Below are 15590 nucleotides of genomic sequence, written 5' to 3'. Positions count from 1 at the left end.
AATTTTGTGAAATGGAAATTTCAAAGTTTACGAATTGCAAAATATGTAATATACTGATAAGGACGGGGCCGTTGTTTACATGCCGGCTCTGTCCTTATCTTGCGTTGGACGTAAATTACGAAAGGAGTTTGTATGAGCTTTATAGAATTGCTGAAGGTTATCCTTCTTGGTATCGTGGAGGGAATTACAGAGTGGCTTCCCATCAGCAGTACCGGCCACATGATCCTGGTAGATGAATTTATCAAGCTGAATGTATCTGATGCATTTATGGAATTCTTCCTGGTTGTCATCCAGCTTGGTGCGATCATGGCAGTTGTCGTATTGTACTGGAGTAAGCTGTGGCCTTTTTACATAAGAAAAATCCCGAAAAAAACACAGATGGCACTGCGTAAACAGCCGGCAGTATCCAGAGCAATCCTTACATTTGTGGAGAAATACTGTGATAAGGAGAAATGGATCCTGTGGGTCAAGATCCTGGTAGCATGTCTGCCGACGATCATCATCGCACTTCCATTTAATGATATCATTGAAGAGAAATTTTATAATTATGTTGTAGTTGCGATCACACTGATCGTATATGGTGTTCTGTTTATTGTGATCGAGAATTACAATAAACGTCGCAGACCAGCCTGTACCAGCCTGGAGGATCTTACCTTTAAAACGGCGCTGATCATTGGCTGTTTCCAGGTGCTTTCCGTAATTCCGGGAACTTCCCGCTCCGGATCTACCATTATCGGAGGAATCCTCGCCGGAACTTCCCGTACTGTTGCGGCTGAGTTTACCTTTTTCCTGGCAATTCCGGTTATGTTTGGCGCAAGTCTTCTGAAGCTTGTGAAATTCGGTTTTGCCTTCAGCTCTACAGAGTTGATCATCCTGATCGTAGGTGTACTGGTATCTTTTGTGGTATCTATCCTGGCGATCAAATTCCTGATGGGATATATCAAGAAACATGATTTCAAGGCATTTGGATGGTACAGAATCATTCTTGGAATCCTGGTTCTCGGATATTTTATCGGAAAAACGTTACTTGCATAAAACAAATATGTATAAACAGTAATTCTGGAGGTAATTATTATGAAATATAAGAAAATTATGATCGCACTGGCAGCAACTGCAGCACTGAGCGCAGCCGGATGCGGAAGCTCATCAAAAGACACCGTGGAAGTAACACCGACACCGGTTCCGACAGCCGCACCGACTTCAACACCGGCAACAGCCAGTCCGCTGCCGACTTCAACACCGGCACCGAAGCTTATTGGTGTGAAGACAAGTACCGCGAAATTTGTTTATCTCTCAAACAGCACCAAGGGTGAAGTGCGAGAGATCTATCTCCGTGCAGCCGGTGGATCAGAATGGGGTAAGAATCTGGTTCCGGCAGAGTCTACGATCAAGGCAGCAGAACAGGTACAGATGTATTACACACCGGAATCCGCCACAGATGATATTTATGATATGAAGATCGTGGATGGAGACGGAAACGCATATGAGATCTACAGTGTGGAACTGGGAGATATGGAGAGTGCGAAGCTGATGATCGACAACGGATCTGCATATCTGACTTATATGAGTCTCAGCGAGAAGAGCGAGAAGAGCACACAGGGAAATGTGGAAACGGATAACAGTGAGAATACAGACAGCACAGATTCTACAGACAGTACAACGGATTCTTCTGATGCAACCGATTCTTCTTCTGACAGCAGCACAGATAACAGCAGTGATTACGATAACAGTGATAATGGAAGTTACGACGGCGGAGACGATGGAAGTGATGACAGCAGTGATAACGGAAATTATGACAATGGTGACGGTGATGACGGCAATGATAATTATGACAATGGAGACAGCGGCGATTCCGATAACAGCGATGATGGCGGTTATGTAGATGACGGTGATAACAGCGGAAACGGAGACGAAGTGATCGATGACAGCGGCAGCGATGGCGGAAACGGAGACATTATCTGGGATGATAATGGAGACTGGTCAGAGCAATAAGCGATACAGGTGGAAATATGCAGGATTTCAAGGAAGCTTCGGCTGAGATCAAAGTAAAAACCAAAAGATTTTCCCTGAAAAAAGGAACCATAAAGATCTGTTTTGAACTGCCGGAGGAAAAGGGACAGATCCGGTCTTTGAAACTGAAACTGCGAAATGAGATCATGGATGTCAGCTATCCGTTTATACTACACACGAGATCCAGAGGAAACAGAACTGTCTATCGGGCGGAGATCAATGTAAATGCCTATCCTATGGAGCGGGCATTCTGGGATGTTGTGGCTGTTGTTGACAGCGGCAGTGGGGAAACTTATGATGCGATCCTGGGTGGATTAAGTATATTTCTGAAACTGAAACTGATCTTTTTTCCAAGATGGACAAGAACAAATGGCGGAAATATGATCTATCCCTTTGTCAACGGGAAGCGGCAGTTTAATCTTCAATACCGGAAATATGACCGAAAATACGACAGCTATCTGTTCCTTATGAAAGAATTTCTGGCTCTTTTGTGTTATTTTATCCTGAAGCCCTACTGGGACCATAAGAAATTGTGGCTTGTAGGCGAGAAATACTGCACGATGGCACAGGACAACGGTTTTTATTTCTTCCGGTACTGTATGGAACAGGTACCGGAAGAACAACGAAAAAAGATCCTTTATGTAATAGATAAAAATAGTACGGATTATCAGGCTGTAAAGAAATATGAACCGAATGTGATCCAGTTCATGTCATTTAAATACATGATCTATCTCAGTGCGGCTCAGTATCTTATTTCCACAGATGCGATCCGGCATTTTTATATCTGGGATTCTCCGATCAGTGTTTATAAGCTTCAGTATCAGGCCAGAAAAAATATTATTTTTCTGCAGCATGGTGTCACCGCATTTAAACAGTGCCATAAAACCTATCGCAAAAACTGTGGAAACCAGATGGCGTTGTTTGTGGTAACTTCAGAACCGGAGCAGAAGATCATAGAGAAATATTTCGGTTATGATAAGGAAGAAGTGATTGTAACCGGCTTTTCCAGATGGGATGTTCTGGAAGACCGGTCGGACCCTGCACATAAAGAGATCCTTCTGATGCCTACGTGGAGAAACTGGCTGGAAGATATCAGTGAAGAAGCATTCCGTAAAAGTGAATATTATCAGAGATATGAAACACTTTTGCAGGATGAACGGCTGAGGACGATCCTGGAAAGAGAGAATATCACGCTGAATTTTTATATTCATGCCAAGTTTCGGGAGCGTCTCGGAAACTTTTATACGGAGGACAGACACATCCGGCTGATCCCCTTTGGAACTGTGCCGTTAAACCAGCTTCTGATGAGCTGTCATATGCTGATCACAGATTATTCTTCTGTTTCCTGGGAAGTTTATTATCAGGGGAAACCGGTAGTTTTTTATCCTTTTGATCTGGAAACTTACGAGAAGGCCCACGGAAGTTATGTAGATTACAGAAAAGATGTTTTCGGGGATCTGGCATGGACAGAAGAGGAGCTTCTGGATACCATAGAATCCTATGTGAAAAACAACTTCCAGGAGAAACCGGAATATGCAAAGCGAAGAGATACTCTTCTTCCGTACCGGGATCACAATAACAGCAAACGTATTTACGAAGCGATTGTCAGAGCGCACATTCCCAGTAAGCTGAAAAAAAGAAGAAAAGATATAAATTTTTGAGCAGATCAGTTCTCTACGCAGATGCCTGGATAAATAAGCGGTAGAAAGAGTTGTCTGTACCGGGAATGGATAAGATGGGAGAAATATGACCAGAGAAGATGATTTTTCAGTTGTTGTTTTTGCTAAAAATACATCAGGATTATACAGAACATACAGAAATATAAAACAGAATCCACTGGCAGATACCATACAGATCCTGGCGGTACGTGTGGAAGGGATTGCAGATCAGTTCAGCCAGAGTGATCTGAAAGAACTGCAGCTTCTTGGAGAAAAGGAGAAAACTCTTCAGGCACAGGCGATGGATGAGAAATTTGGTCCATTTCAAATGAAAGATAAGCGTTTTCGGGAAATGCTGAAAGATCCAAAACTGATCTATATTGACGGATCAGAGTGTCAGGATATTGCCAGTGAACTTTACAGTCAGATTACCGGAACTTATATTACATTTGTAAGAGGCGGAAATGGTTTTTCAAAAGAGGCATTCCGGGAACTGCAGCGCTGCTTTCAGGAAGAAGGCAGTGATGTAGCTGTGATAAAAATTGACGGAAAAGACAGTTTGCCGGTAAAAGAGCATAATAATTACTGTGACTCTTTTGGAAAAGATGCAACACTGGACGATCATGCCTGTCTGTTGCATCAGATGTATCCGGCATATACATTTGTTACAGAAAAACTGAAATGGACAAAAGAAATCAGAAAGGATACCTGGTATCTGGATATCATGGAAATGGTATACAGAAATGCGGTATCCTGCGGGAAAATTTCGGTAATTTCCGGGGAAAATGCCCGGGTGCAGATTCCTGCGGAGCATTTTATCAGGGATGAATGGGAGAATCTTATACAGGATACTAAGCAGACAGGGATGTTTTACGAGCGTTTTTTGAAAAGGCTTGAAGAATACAGAAAGCAGGGAAAAATCCGGTTTGTGAAGAATGGTGATTATGTGCTTCTGTATTATTATACAAAACTGGCAGAAGTGATATTCCGGAATCCGGAACATGTGGAGCTGATTTCCTATGAAAGAAATATTGATGAATTTCTGAAACATCTGGAATTTCCGGAACTTATCATATTCAGCCATCACATAGGAAGAGAAAATAAACTTTATCTGCTTCATAAATATTTTCCGGATATAAATAAAAGATATCCCAGACAGACAGAGGCTGTTATGAATTCAGAACAGGATGAGCTGAATGTCAGGATTTTCCAGCTTACAGATGAGGGAATACACTGTGAGTTTTCGGTTGTGGAACCATGGATAAGGAACCGGGAGTTCTGCATGATAACCGGAGAACGAAGATATAAAGCAGTCTGGAGATATACACTGGATCGATTCGGGTGGTGCAGGAAGGAAACAGCGACAGAGAAGCTGTATCTGGTGGATATTCCTTATGGGGGGATTCACGATTCTGTTTGCTGGGCGGAAAAAGAGCAGGGTCATATCAGGAAGATGTATAATGTTTCTTACGGAAAATATACACCATTTGCCAAAGAGGTTCCTCTTTTTCTGCATGTAAGGGGAATGCTGTTGCTGCCTGCCGGAAAAAAAAGATCCATTTCTTCACTGGAAGAACAGAACGAAGATCAAATCCAGGAGCAATATGAGATCTGTGTAAAACCTTATCGAATAGGCAGGACCCTGATACTTGGATGGAAACGTGACCGTGCTTTACTGTTACAGGGACTTCCCGGAAAAAAAGCCTTTTTTGTACGCTGGCTCTGTGCATGGAAACGTGCAAGGAAGAAAAAACAGATCTGGCTGTTCTCGGACCGAGTCAACCGGGGAGATGATAACGGAGAGGTTATGTTCCGCTATGTCTGTGAAAATCCGGTTTCCGGGGTGAAACCATATTTTGTTATCAGTAAAAATACACCGGAGAGCCGGGAACTGGTGAAACTTGGAAAAATTGTGGAGCCTTTTTCCTGGAATCACAAAATCCTGTTTCTTCTGAATGATCTTTCTCTTTCTTCTCAGGCAAATAAGACTGTAGTGAATCCATTTGGAAGTTTCGAGTATCTTTACCGGGATCTGATGTACAATAAGAAACTGGTATTTTTGCAGCATGGAGTGACGAAAGATAATCAGTCTCAGTGGCTGAATAAATATAACCGGAATCTGTTTGGGTTTGTGGTAAATACGAAGCAGGAGTATGATTCCATATTCAATTATGATTACTATTATCCGGCAAAGAATGTATGGCTTACTGGTATGCCAAGATTTGACAGGCTGGTCCATGCGGAACGGAAATACGTGACGATTATGCCTACCTGGCGAAAAAGTCTTTCCTCCGGAACCGATGACAGAGGTGTGTGGAAGCTTGGAGAAGAATTCGTCCACAGTGAATATTTTTGCTTTTATAATGATCTTCTGAACAGTGAAAAGCTTCTGAAAGCTTCTGAAAAATATGGTTACACTATCTGCTTTATGCCACATCCGAATACTGTTGATGGACTGCATCTGTTCCGAAGAGATCCCAGGGTGAAATTTCTGGATAGCTCCAGTTCCTACAGAGAGATTTTTGCGCAGACAGATCTGATGGTCACGGATTATTCTTCGGTTGCATTTGACTTTGCGTATTTAAGGAAGCCGATCGTGTATGCACAGTTTGACAGAGAGAGCTTTTTCAGCGGTTCCCATTCCTACACAGAGGGATATTTTGATTATGAGAGGGACGGATTTGGAGAGGTGGAAGATACACTGGAAGGAACGGTAGAACGGATCATTGAATATATGGCTTCTGACTGTCAGATAAAAGAGAAATATCTGAAGCGAATGGATGATACATTTGCATTTAATGACCGTAACTGCTGCAGGCGGGTATACAAAAAAATCATGGAAAACATGTAATATAAAGGAGAAAATTTTGGAAAAGGAAAAAACAGTCCGATTTGATAAATACACTTCCCAGGCGATGAAAGGGATTGCCATAGTGATGATGCTGTTTCATCATCAGTATCTTTCAAGAAAGCGCTTTGAGGGATTTACGGTATCTTTTGCGCCATTTGCGGATGATACCATGATCTATATGTGCAGTGTATTTAAGATTTGTGTGCCGATCTATGCTTTTATTTCCGGATACGGACTATATTTAAGTTATCGTAAGAAGCGCTCTGCGCCTGTGAGATGGACTGCCGGCCGGCTGGTCAAAACCATGTCCGGGTTCTGGATCATCTGGATCTTATCTGCGGCTATTTTTCAGGGCATGTTCGGATACGTATCAAAAGTATATTTTTCAGGCGGAAGCAGAATCGAAGGTCTGGCAGCTATGGGGCTTGATTTTCTGGGGCTTCATAGCCTGTTTGGTACAGTAACCATGAATGGAACCTGGTGGTATATGAGCGCTGCGGTGATCTTTGTGATCCTGGTTCCACTGGTCATGAAAAATGAAGACTGTCTTCCGATGATCCTTGCGCTGGTTGTGGCAGTTCCCCATATGCTATCACTGAAGATCATGGGAGAAACCAATGTATATTCTTTTATTCCTGTATTTCTTATGGGAATGTGTGCAGCAAAGTATGAGCTGGCTGACCGGTGGCTGCAGGTGTGGAACCGGGGACCGAAGAAGATCATGAAATTTTTGTTGGAGGTGCTGATATTATTTGTTCTGTACAAAGTATATGGGAAATTACCGGGATCTGTATATAATGAGATCCGCTGGGGGATTTTTCCGATTATTGTGATCGCATTTTGCAGCGAGTTTATCACAGTGATCCCGGGAATCCGCCAGGTACTGTTATTCCTTGGAAAACATTCCATGAATATTTTTCTGATACATACATTTATAAGACATTATTTCTGGAGTGATTTTATTTATTCCTTTGGTCATTTTGTGGTAAATGTTCTGGTACTGCTGGGAATTTCTCTGGCAGTGTCCATTGTGCTGGAATGGCTGAAAAATATAACCGGTTACAACCGCCTGATTCGGAATATCTGTGAAAAAATTGAACTAACTGTATAAAAGCATAAAAAGTCCTGAACTTTGATAAGTGCCTTATTTACCGGACAAAGAAGATGTCCGGGATTCTGGCATAGATCAATGCTCAGGACTTTTTTGTGCATAAATAACAGACTCTCAGATAGAAAAAATTTCTCCTGTATGAGTGGTATCATATCCGGTCTGGAGTGCCAGTGTGCGGCGAAAATTCTCTGAAGAGATCGTTTCGGTCACTGCCTGAAAACCGGGAGTATCCAGATTTTCGGAATGCATGATCAGATAAAGTGTCTCCTGTGTAAGGGGGAGAAACGTAAGTTCCGGGAAACTTCTTACAGCATAACTTTCTCCAAGTGCAACATCTGCCTGCCCACCGGCAACCGCGGCAGCTGTGGAATAGTCGGAAACAAGCTCATTACGGTAACCGGATATGGATTCCGGAGAAATACCGGAAGATTTCAGGGTGCGGTCAAGAAGAACCCTGCGGCTGCTTCCTTTTTCGCGGTTTGCAAAAATGATATCCGCTCTTGTAAGATCCGGAAAGTCATGAATATTCCGTGGATTCCCCTTTTTTACATAAAAGCCCATGGGATACTGGCAGAAGAGAAGGGCTGTAAGAGAAAGTCCGGGTACCAGACTGCGGACATCCTCAGGAGCTGCTGCGGCACAGGCAATATGGACTTTTTCAAAATAGAGGGAATACAGGCCATTGTAGGTATTCATATGTGATTGCAGCACAGGAAGGTTCCCAGGTGTGGAAGGCAGCTGATTCAGAAGAAGATCCAGCGCCGGAGATGCCTGTCCGCTGATGATCAGTCCGCTGGAGTGAAGCAGATAATCTCTTTTCAGAAGGGAACTTTCCGGTTGATAATCAAGGTGCTGGGCGGAGACACTGTTTTTCGCCGCTCCGTTCAGATACAGGGACAGCTGATCTTCACTGACTCGCAGCTGTTTACCGATTTTGGAAGAGGAAAGCTCCCCGCGTTTGATCAGTTCGTATACGGTTGTTTTTTTGATCTTTAATTTATCGGCGACTTCCTGGGCTGTGTAGAATTTATTCATCGATTCCCACCATAACACTGGTTGCTTTGATGACAGCGTAAGCGTCAGATCCAACTTTCAGTCCCAGTTCTTCCACAGCGGCACAGGAAATGGTTGCTGTGATAATATTTCCTCCGCCAATATCGATGGAAACAATGGAATTTACGGCTCCTTTGTTGATATTGATAACTTTTCCTTTTAACTGATTTCGTGCACTGAGTTTCATAAAAAAATCTCCTTATCTTTTAAGATCCTGATGTTGCAGTGAAAACTGCTCGGTATATTTTATGATAGCATGTGTATGAAAAAACAGCAATGGCCTTACGCTTGACAAGAAACATTCATTTGGGTAAAATTAAATGAAACCATTCAAAACTGAATGAAACTGAACGAAACAAAAAAGGAGAGAAACAAAAAGATGAAGAAAAAAATCTTAGCGGCTCTTACAGCAGGAATCCTGACAACAGGCCTTCTGACCGGAAATGTCTTTGCGGCAGATACAGAGGTGAAAGGTGATGAGAATCTGAAAGGTGAGGTTTACGCTTTTATCGCAGCCAGCCTCAGCAATTCCATGGAAGAGATCCAGAAAGATTTCAATGAACTTTATCCGAATGTGACAATCTACTACAGCGCAGACAGCTCAGGTACACTGCAGACACAGATTGAGGAAGGCGCACGCTGCGATCTTTTCTTTTCAGCAGCAGATAAACAGATGGATGCCCTCACAGAGGAGAAACTGACAAAAGAGGACACCGTTGTTGACCTTCTTGAGAATAAAGTTGTTCTGATTAAACCAAAGGACGGAGAGACAAAGGTAACAGGATTTGAGAACATCACAGATGCCGAGAATATGGCGCTTGCAGGTGAGGATGTTCCGGTTGGACAGTACTCCCGTGAGATTTTCAACAACCTTGGAATCATGGATGATGTAAACGAGATGGAGATCAACGAGTGCAAGAACGTAACAGATGTACTTGCTGCAGTCAGTGAGGGAAGTAATGAAGTTGGTGTAGTATATGCGACAGATGCTGCATCTGTTGCGGATAAAGTAGAGATTATTGCAGAGGCACCGGCAGACAGCCTTCAGACTCCGGTTCTTTATCCGGTAGGACTTATTGAGGATAAAGAAGCATCTGAGGATGACACCAAGGCAGCAGAGGCATTCCTGGATTATGTAGAATCTGACGCTGCAATCAAGGTATTTGAGGACTATGGATTCACAGCATATAAGGCTGAAGATTCCAAAGAAGATGCAGAAGATTCCGCAGACAGCACTGAGGCTGAGGACAGCACAGACTCTACAGGCAGTACCTCCAAATAATCATTATGCAGAAAACCGGCAGTAATTTCTGGAAATGCCATAAACGCCGGTGCAGGAATGAACGATGACAGAATTTTTGAAAGAAATAAACTGGAGTCCTCTTTGGATTTCCTTAAAAACAGGTCTGGTGGCTACCGTGATCGCCTTTTTTCTGGGGGTATTCTGCGCCCGTAAGATCATGAAACTGAAACCGGGAGCAAGAGCAGTACTGGACGGTATCTTTACCCTTCCCCTGGTACTTCCGCCTACAGTTGCCGGATTTTTTCTTCTGCTGATTTTCAGCCTGAAAAGACCGCTGGGAAGTTTTCTTCTGGATAATTTTGATATTAAGATCGTACAGACCTGGAAGGGGTGTGTGATCGCGGCTGCAGTGATTGCGTTTCCGCTGATGTACCGCAATGCACGCGCTGCTTTTGAGCAGGTAGACGTGAATCTGATCTATGCGGGCCAGACTTTGGGAATGAGCGACAACCGGATCTTCTGGAAGGTGGTTATGCCTGCGGCAGGACCGGGAATTGCTTCCGGAACGGTACTGGCTTTTGCACGTGCCATCGGTGAGTACGGAGCGACTTCCATGCTTGCCGGAAATATCCTTGGAAAAACAAGAACAGTTTCAGTAGCCATAGCTGCAGAGACCGCAGCTGGAAACTATGGAACCGCAGGTTTCTGGGTCGTTGTGATTGTGCTGATTTCTTTTGTGATCGTGGCACTGATCAACATTGTATCCGGAAGAGGAATGAAGACAAGAAGGTGGATCTGATGGCAGTCAGCGTAAATATCGAAAAGAATTTCCGGGATTTTTCCCTGAAAGTGCAATTTGAGGGCAGCTCGGCAGCCATCGGGCTTCTTGGAGCATCCGGCAGCGGAAAGAGCATGACACTGCGGTGTATAGCAGGAATTGAAACTCCGGATCGGGGTAAGATTGTAATTAACGGAAAAACAGTCTTTGATTCGGAAGCAGGAATCAATCTGAAACCACAGAAACGGCGGATTGGTTATCTCTTCCAGAATTATGCGCTGTTTCCGACCATGACAGTAGAACAGAACATTCGCTGTGGTTACCGTGGAGAAAAATCCTCCGCCCAGGAAAAAGTGTCGGATCTGATCCGGAGGTATCATCTGGAGGGCCTGGAAAAACGTCTTCCATCCCAGCTTTCCGGCGGGCAGCAGCAGCGAGTGGCACTGGCCAGAATGATGATCGGGGAACCGGAAGCCATTCTTCTGGATGAGCCGTTTTCCGCACTGGATGGATATCTGAAAGATGTGCTTCAGAGGGAAATGCAGGATTTTCTTCAGGATTATCCAGGCGATATGATCCTTGTAACTCACAGCAGAGATGAGGCCTATAAATTCTGTAAAGAGCTTTCTGTTGTGGACGGGGGACGGATCCTTGTAACCGATGAAACGAAACGGCTGTTTGAGAATCCAAGAATGCTGGAAGCGGCAAAACTTACCGGATGTAAGAACTTTTCAGCGGTCCAGCGGCTGGGAGAACATGAAATTTATGCCACGGACTGGAAAATAAAACTTCATACAGCAGAAAAAGTGGCAGAAGATATTACTCACGTGGGAATTCGCGGACACTGGATCAGGCCGGAAGATAAGCCGGGAGAGAATTGTCTGGAAGTACAGGTGGACGAGTATATCGAAACAACTTTTGAACATCAGTATATGATCCGCAGGAAAGGTGAGGAGGCAGCGGCCGGTTTGTGGTGGATGCGGCCGAAAAACAGTTTCAGAGAGGATCCGGACAGGGGTCTTCCGAAATATCTGTATCTTCCGCCGGAACACCTGATGCTGCTGAAATAAAAATATCTCTGCAATAAAATCCCGGAAATATCCGTCAGGTATTTCCGGGATTTTTTTTGTAGTGTGTTCTATTTTTCTGAGATATTTATTTTCCGTGATTCCGGGAGTAGGTAATGTAATCCGATACCATCATGGCAAGCTTAAAGGCCAGCGCATCTTCGAAGGTACGGATATCCAGCCCGAATCGTTTCTGAAGCTTTTCAAAGCGGTACACCAGAGTATTTCTGTGCACATAAAGCTGTCTGGATGTCTCGGAAAGATTCAGGTTGTTTTCAAAGAAAGTGCGGATGATATTCAGCGTTTCATCATCAATAGAATCCAGAGATTCCTCTCCGAAAATTTCACCTACGAACATGTCACATACCTGAGTCGGAAGCTGATAGATCAGACGGCCAATACCAAGGCGGTTGTAACCGAAGACATTTTTGTCCGCGTAAAAGATTTTTCCGACTTCCAGGGCAGTACGTGCTTCTTTATAGGCATCAGAAAGCTGCATGATATCGTCAGCAACATTGCTGTAGGAAACCCAGGCAGAAGTCATAGCCTCCGTATTCAGCATATCCACAAGCATGCAGGCAATACCGTTAAGTTCCTCGTAGCTCTCTGTACTCTGAAGTTCACGGACAACAATAATGCCGGAATCATCCAGGGCAGTGATAAAGTCACGTGTCCGGGCCGAAAAGATATTCCGGATGGTTGCCAGAGCGTTTTCGTCTTTATGCTGCTTGGTTTCCACAAGAAAGACTGCACGGCGGACAGAAGGTGCAATGTGGAGGCGGGCAGCTTTGTTGAAAGCTTCCACCTGAGAATAGTGGTCCAGAAGAAGGTTCTGCATAAAGGAGTTTTTGTCCGTTTTTTCCGCATAGGCAGTAAGAAGACTTTCGACCTGGCAGACCGCAAGTTCTCCGATGGTGGAAGCGGAGTCTGTGGAACCCCATACCGTCAGAAGCATATCTCCGGATGCGCCGTTTAATTTGTAGATGCTGCAGGAACGGTTGGAAATACATAAAGCAGGATCTTCACGGAACTGGATAAGCTTTTCGGCAGATGGCAGCTTTCTGTCTCCGGTGGAAGCGAAAACCTGATTACTTTCGTCCAGAATACAAAAATCCAGTCCGCTGATCCGGTTCCAGTCATCCAGGCATTTTTGAAGTGTTTGCTGTATTTTCATAAAACTGAGTCCTTTCTGTAGATGAAGTGAAAATTGTGCAGAGGAAAAAAGAAACCCCGGGAAAATATATCCCCCGGGGTTAAATTCATTTTTTGTAATTCGGTAAGAATTAGTTTGTGATGGTAAGCTCTGTCTCTTTGTCGAAGAAGTGAGCTTTCTCCATATCGAATGCGAATCTGATCGGATCACCGGTCTTAGCTGTTGTACGAGGATCAACTCGTGCTGTGATCTGAGTTCCGTCAACATCGAAGTACAGGAATACTTCGGCACCAAGAAGCTCGTAAACTTTAACTACGGAGTTCATCGGTTTGCTTGGGGATGTCTCAAGGAACATCTGAGAATCATGGATATCCTCAGGACGGATACCAAGAACAACTTTCTTTCCAACATAGCCTTTGTCTTTGAGAACTTTAGCTTTAGCTGCAGGAACAATAACCTCATGTTCGTTACCGATTGTAGCGATCATGTTACCGCCTTTTTCGGAGATAACAGCATCAAGGAAGTTCATCTGCGGAGATCCCATGAATCCTGCAACGAAGAGGTTGCCTGGTTTCTGATACAGGTTCTGTGGTGTATCAACCTGCTGAACAACACCGTCTTTCATAACGACGATTCTGGTACCAAGTGTCATAGCCTCTGTCTGGTCATGTGTTACATAGATGATTGTAGCACCAAGTCTCTGATGGATCTTGGAAATCTCGATACGCATCTGTACACGAAGTTTAGCATCCAGGTTGGAAAGAGGCTCATCCATAAGGAATACCTTAGGATTACGAACGATAGCACGTCCCATAGCAACTCGCTGTCTCTGACCACCGGAAAGAGCCTTCGGTTTACGATCAAGAAGTTTGTCAAGGTCAAGGATTCTTGCTGCTTCACGAACAGATTTGTCAATCTGATCCTTCGGAACTTTACGAAGTTTAAGTCCGAATGCCATGTTATCATAAACAGTCATATGAGGATACAGAGCGTAGTTCTGGAATACCATTGCGATATCACGGTCCTTAGGCTCAACATCGTTCATGACTTTGTCACCGATCTTAAGTGTACCACCGCTGATCTCCTCAAGACCTGCGATCATACGAAGTGTTGTGGACTTTCCACATCCAGACGGTCCTACGAAGATGATAAACTCTTTGTCTTCGATTTCAAGGTTGAAATCTTTAACTGCCTGGAAGCCGTTTGGATAAGTTTTATTAATGTGAGATAATGATAAACTTGCCATTGTTGTTTCCCTCCAAAATTAATATATTGTTTTTTACGTAATTTCCTTTGCTGGTTAACAGTATATCGAAAATGGAGGAAAAGAGCTAGAGCTGAATCGTACAAAGTTTCCGGCAGTTTCTTGTCATTCTGACGAAAAAACGAAAGGGGATTTTTCGTCATTTTGTCAAAACGACGGTTTCATATGGATAGATTCACGAATTATTATACTGCATTCCGGCGAAATCCTCAATATTATAAAAAAATCCAAAACAAGTTATTTACAGCTAACCACAGTTGGAGTATACTAACTTATTAGATAAAAGAAAAGTTTTCTCAATAATAAAGGAGGGATCAGAATGCAGAACGCAAAAGCTGAGAAAGAAGAAAAGAGAACAGGATGTTACCGCCATACACAGATGCAGAAAGATCTTATTATAGAGAAGCTGAAAGAACGGGGCTTAAGAATTACCAGACAGAGGAGGATCCTGCTTGATATCATTCTGGAAGGGGAGTGCTCCTGCTGTAAGGAAATTTATTACAGGGCTTCCGCACTGGACCCGAAGATCGGTGTGGCAACGGTATACCGTATGATCAATACGCTGGAGTCCATCGGAGCCATCAGCCGCAAAAATATGTACCGGGTAGCCTGCAGTACCAAAGGGGCCTGCACAGTGGAGCTGGATGATGATACCATCTGCCACCTGTCCGGGCAGAAGCTTAATGAGGTGATCCGTGCGGGACTTCGGGCATGCGGGGAGATCCATGAGCAGAATATCCGCACACTTGCAGTGCTTCCGGTACATGAAGTGGGATAAACACAGCAAGGAGATATTCCCTATATAATAGGAAATAAAGGGTTTGTACAGACTAAAAATTAGAAAAACGAAACTATTAGTAAAACTTAACTGTTAGGGGAAATTAACTGAAAATTCAGCGAATTGTGTTAAATTCACAAAAAAAACACTGGACATTTTTTTACAAGTATTTTATAATGATGAAAATACCGGGGCAGGCATGGGAAATTGTCCACCGGAAATCAGTAAAATGATAAAAATTATATATTTAGGAGGAAAAATTATTATGGTAGATTTTAAATTCAAAAAATCAGGACTTTTTGCAGCAGGTGTTCTTTTTGGAACAGCAGGAATCAAGATCCTTACAAGCAAGGATGCGAAGAAGCTTTACACAGGATGCACAGCAGCCGTTTTAAGAGCTAAGGACTGCATCATGAAAACAGCTACAAGCCTTCAGGAGAACGCGGAGGATATCTACGCTGAGGCTAAGGGAATCAATGAGGAGAGAGCTGCAGCAGAAGAGGCTGTAGAAGATGTTGCAGAGAATGCAGAAGAGACTGCAGATGAGGATGCATTCAAGGAGGCAGCAGAAGAGACAAAAGAAGCAGCAACTGAAGAGACAGCTGAGTAAAGAGGCGATTTCCC

The 15590-nt window shown here is 43.6% G+C and carries 14 protein-coding genes; 10 read left to right on the top strand and 4 right to left on the bottom strand.

Annotation, left to right across the window (positions count from 1 at the left end):
• Positions 1 to 132 precede the first annotated feature (132 nt).
• The 5 genes from G5B12_RS00605 (at position 133) to G5B12_RS00585 (ending at position 7630) form a co-directional block, all read left to right on the top strand.
• Positions 133 to 1035: an undecaprenyl-diphosphate phosphatase gene (locus G5B12_RS00605; protein WP_174087563.1), complete on the top strand. Its 903-nt coding sequence runs from the start codon at positions 133 to 135 to the stop codon at positions 1033 to 1035.
• A 39-nt stretch (positions 1036 to 1074) separates the two neighbouring features.
• A complete protein-coding gene (locus G5B12_RS00600; protein ID WP_174087562.1) occupies positions 1075 to 1992 on the top strand; it encodes an SPOR domain-containing protein in 918 nt (305 codons plus the stop codon).
• Positions 1993 to 2009: 17 nt separating this feature from the next.
• On the top strand, positions 2010 to 3671 hold the full coding sequence (locus G5B12_RS00595) for a CDP-glycerol glycerophosphotransferase family protein (RefSeq protein WP_174087561.1): 1662 nt from the start codon (positions 2010 to 2012) through the stop codon (positions 3669 to 3671).
• A gap of 85 nt (positions 3672 to 3756) precedes the next feature.
• Positions 3757 to 6519 (top strand): CDP-glycerol glycerophosphotransferase family protein, encoded by a 2763-nt coding sequence (locus G5B12_RS00590; protein ID WP_174087560.1) that lies wholly within the window; start codon positions 3757 to 3759, stop codon positions 6517 to 6519.
• Positions 6520 to 6535: 16 nt separating this feature from the next.
• Positions 6536 to 7630: an acyltransferase family protein gene (locus G5B12_RS00585; RefSeq protein WP_174087559.1), complete on the top strand. Its 1095-nt coding sequence runs from the start codon at positions 6536 to 6538 to the stop codon at positions 7628 to 7630.
• Between the two features lie 114 nt (positions 7631 to 7744).
• On the opposite strand, the gene G5B12_RS00580 is transcribed toward G5B12_RS00585, so the two are convergent.
• Both G5B12_RS00580 and G5B12_RS00575 read right to left on the bottom strand, forming a co-directional pair.
• Positions 7745 to 8665 carry a substrate-binding domain-containing protein gene (locus tag G5B12_RS00580; protein WP_119247768.1) on the bottom strand — a complete coding sequence of 307 codons (921 nt, stop codon included), beginning with the start codon at positions 8663 to 8665 and terminating at the stop codon, positions 7745 to 7747.
• Positions 8658 to 8870 carry a TOBE domain-containing protein gene (locus G5B12_RS00575; protein WP_118062004.1) on the bottom strand — a complete coding sequence of 71 codons (213 nt, stop codon included), beginning with the start codon at positions 8868 to 8870 and terminating at the stop codon, positions 8658 to 8660. The genes G5B12_RS00580 and G5B12_RS00575 overlap by 8 nt, the downstream gene beginning before the upstream one ends.
• Positions 8871 to 9062: 192 nt before the next feature.
• Here G5B12_RS00575 and modA point away from each other — a divergent pair, with 192 nt between their 5' ends.
• From modA to G5B12_RS00560, 3 genes are all read left to right on the top strand, one after another.
• The gene (gene modA / locus G5B12_RS00570; protein WP_119247787.1) at positions 9063 to 9965 is read left to right on the top strand and encodes a molybdate ABC transporter substrate-binding protein; all 903 of its coding nucleotides are present in this window, start codon (positions 9063 to 9065) and stop codon (positions 9963 to 9965) included.
• A gap of 64 nt (positions 9966 to 10029) precedes the next feature.
• Entirely contained in the window at positions 10030 to 10725 is a 696-nt protein-coding gene (gene modB / locus G5B12_RS00565; protein WP_174087558.1) for a molybdate ABC transporter permease subunit, read from the top strand.
• Positions 10725 to 11774: a sulfate/molybdate ABC transporter ATP-binding protein gene (locus G5B12_RS00560; protein WP_174087557.1), complete on the top strand. Its 1050-nt coding sequence runs from the start codon at positions 10725 to 10727 to the stop codon at positions 11772 to 11774. Before modB ends, G5B12_RS00560 begins: the two co-directional genes overlap by 1 nt.
• A gap of 85 nt (positions 11775 to 11859) precedes the next feature.
• On the opposite strand, the gene G5B12_RS00555 is transcribed toward G5B12_RS00560, so the two are convergent.
• Together G5B12_RS00555 and G5B12_RS00550 are read right to left on the bottom strand one after the other, a co-directional pair.
• Positions 11860 to 12945 carry a PucR family transcriptional regulator gene (locus G5B12_RS00555; RefSeq protein ID WP_174087556.1) on the bottom strand — a complete coding sequence of 362 codons (1086 nt, stop codon included), beginning with the start codon at positions 12943 to 12945 and terminating at the stop codon, positions 11860 to 11862.
• A gap of 109 nt (positions 12946 to 13054) precedes the next feature.
• Positions 13055 to 14170 (bottom strand): ABC transporter ATP-binding protein, encoded by a 1116-nt coding sequence (locus G5B12_RS00550; protein ID WP_174087555.1) that lies wholly within the window; start codon positions 14168 to 14170, stop codon positions 13055 to 13057.
• Between the two features lie 337 nt (positions 14171 to 14507).
• Between G5B12_RS00550 and G5B12_RS00545 the strand changes: the two genes are divergently transcribed.
• Together G5B12_RS00545 and G5B12_RS00540 are read left to right on the top strand one after the other, a co-directional pair.
• Positions 14508 to 14966 carry a transcriptional repressor gene (locus G5B12_RS00545; protein ID WP_021976235.1) on the top strand — a complete coding sequence of 153 codons (459 nt, stop codon included), beginning with the start codon at positions 14508 to 14510 and terminating at the stop codon, positions 14964 to 14966.
• A 265-nt stretch (positions 14967 to 15231) separates the two neighbouring features.
• Entirely contained in the window at positions 15232 to 15576 is a 345-nt protein-coding gene (locus G5B12_RS00540; RefSeq protein WP_021976234.1) for a DUF6110 family protein, read from the top strand.
• Positions 15577 to 15590 lie beyond the last annotated feature (14 nt).

The organism is Blautia sp. MSK.20.85 (assembly GCF_013317245.1).
Taxonomy (GTDB): Bacteria; Bacillota; Clostridia; order Lachnospirales; family Lachnospiraceae; genus Blautia_A.
The sequence above is the reverse complement of the archived record's forward strand: the minus strand, read 5'-3'. Positions and strand labels throughout refer to the sequence as shown.

Coding starts and splice junctions, on each gene's coding strand:
- G5B12_RS00550 (WP_174087555.1), bottom strand. CDS start 14,170: ATGGCAAGTTTATCATTATCTCACATTAATAAAACTTATCCAAACGGC.
- G5B12_RS00560 (WP_174087557.1), top strand. CDS start 10,725: ATGGCAGTCAGCGTAAATATCGAAAAGAATTTCCGGGATTTTTCCCTG.
- modB (WP_174087558.1), top strand. CDS start 10,030: ATGACAGAATTTTTGAAAGAAATAAACTGGAGTCCTCTTTGGATTTCC.
- G5B12_RS00595 (WP_174087561.1), top strand. CDS start 2,010: ATGCAGGATTTCAAGGAAGCTTCGGCTGAGATCAAAGTAAAAACCAAA.
- G5B12_RS00575 (WP_118062004.1), bottom strand. CDS start 8,870: ATGAAACTCAGTGCACGAAATCAGTTAAAAGGAAAAGTTATCAATATC.
- G5B12_RS00580 (WP_119247768.1), bottom strand. CDS start 8,665: ATGAATAAATTCTACACAGCCCAGGAAGTCGCCGATAAATTAAAGATC.
- G5B12_RS00555 (WP_174087556.1), bottom strand. CDS start 12,945: ATGAAAATACAGCAAACACTTCAAAAATGCCTGGATGACTGGAACCGG.
- G5B12_RS00605 (WP_174087563.1), top strand. CDS start 133: ATGAGCTTTATAGAATTGCTGAAGGTTATCCTTCTTGGTATCGTGGAG.
- modA (WP_119247787.1), top strand. CDS start 9,063: ATGAAGAAAAAAATCTTAGCGGCTCTTACAGCAGGAATCCTGACAACA.
- G5B12_RS00540 (WP_021976234.1), top strand. CDS start 15,232: ATGGTAGATTTTAAATTCAAAAAATCAGGACTTTTTGCAGCAGGTGTT.
- G5B12_RS00545 (WP_021976235.1), top strand. CDS start 14,508: ATGCAGAACGCAAAAGCTGAGAAAGAAGAAAAGAGAACAGGATGTTAC.
- G5B12_RS00590 (WP_174087560.1), top strand. CDS start 3,757: ATGACCAGAGAAGATGATTTTTCAGTTGTTGTTTTTGCTAAAAATACA.
- G5B12_RS00600 (WP_174087562.1), top strand. CDS start 1,075: ATGAAATATAAGAAAATTATGATCGCACTGGCAGCAACTGCAGCACTG.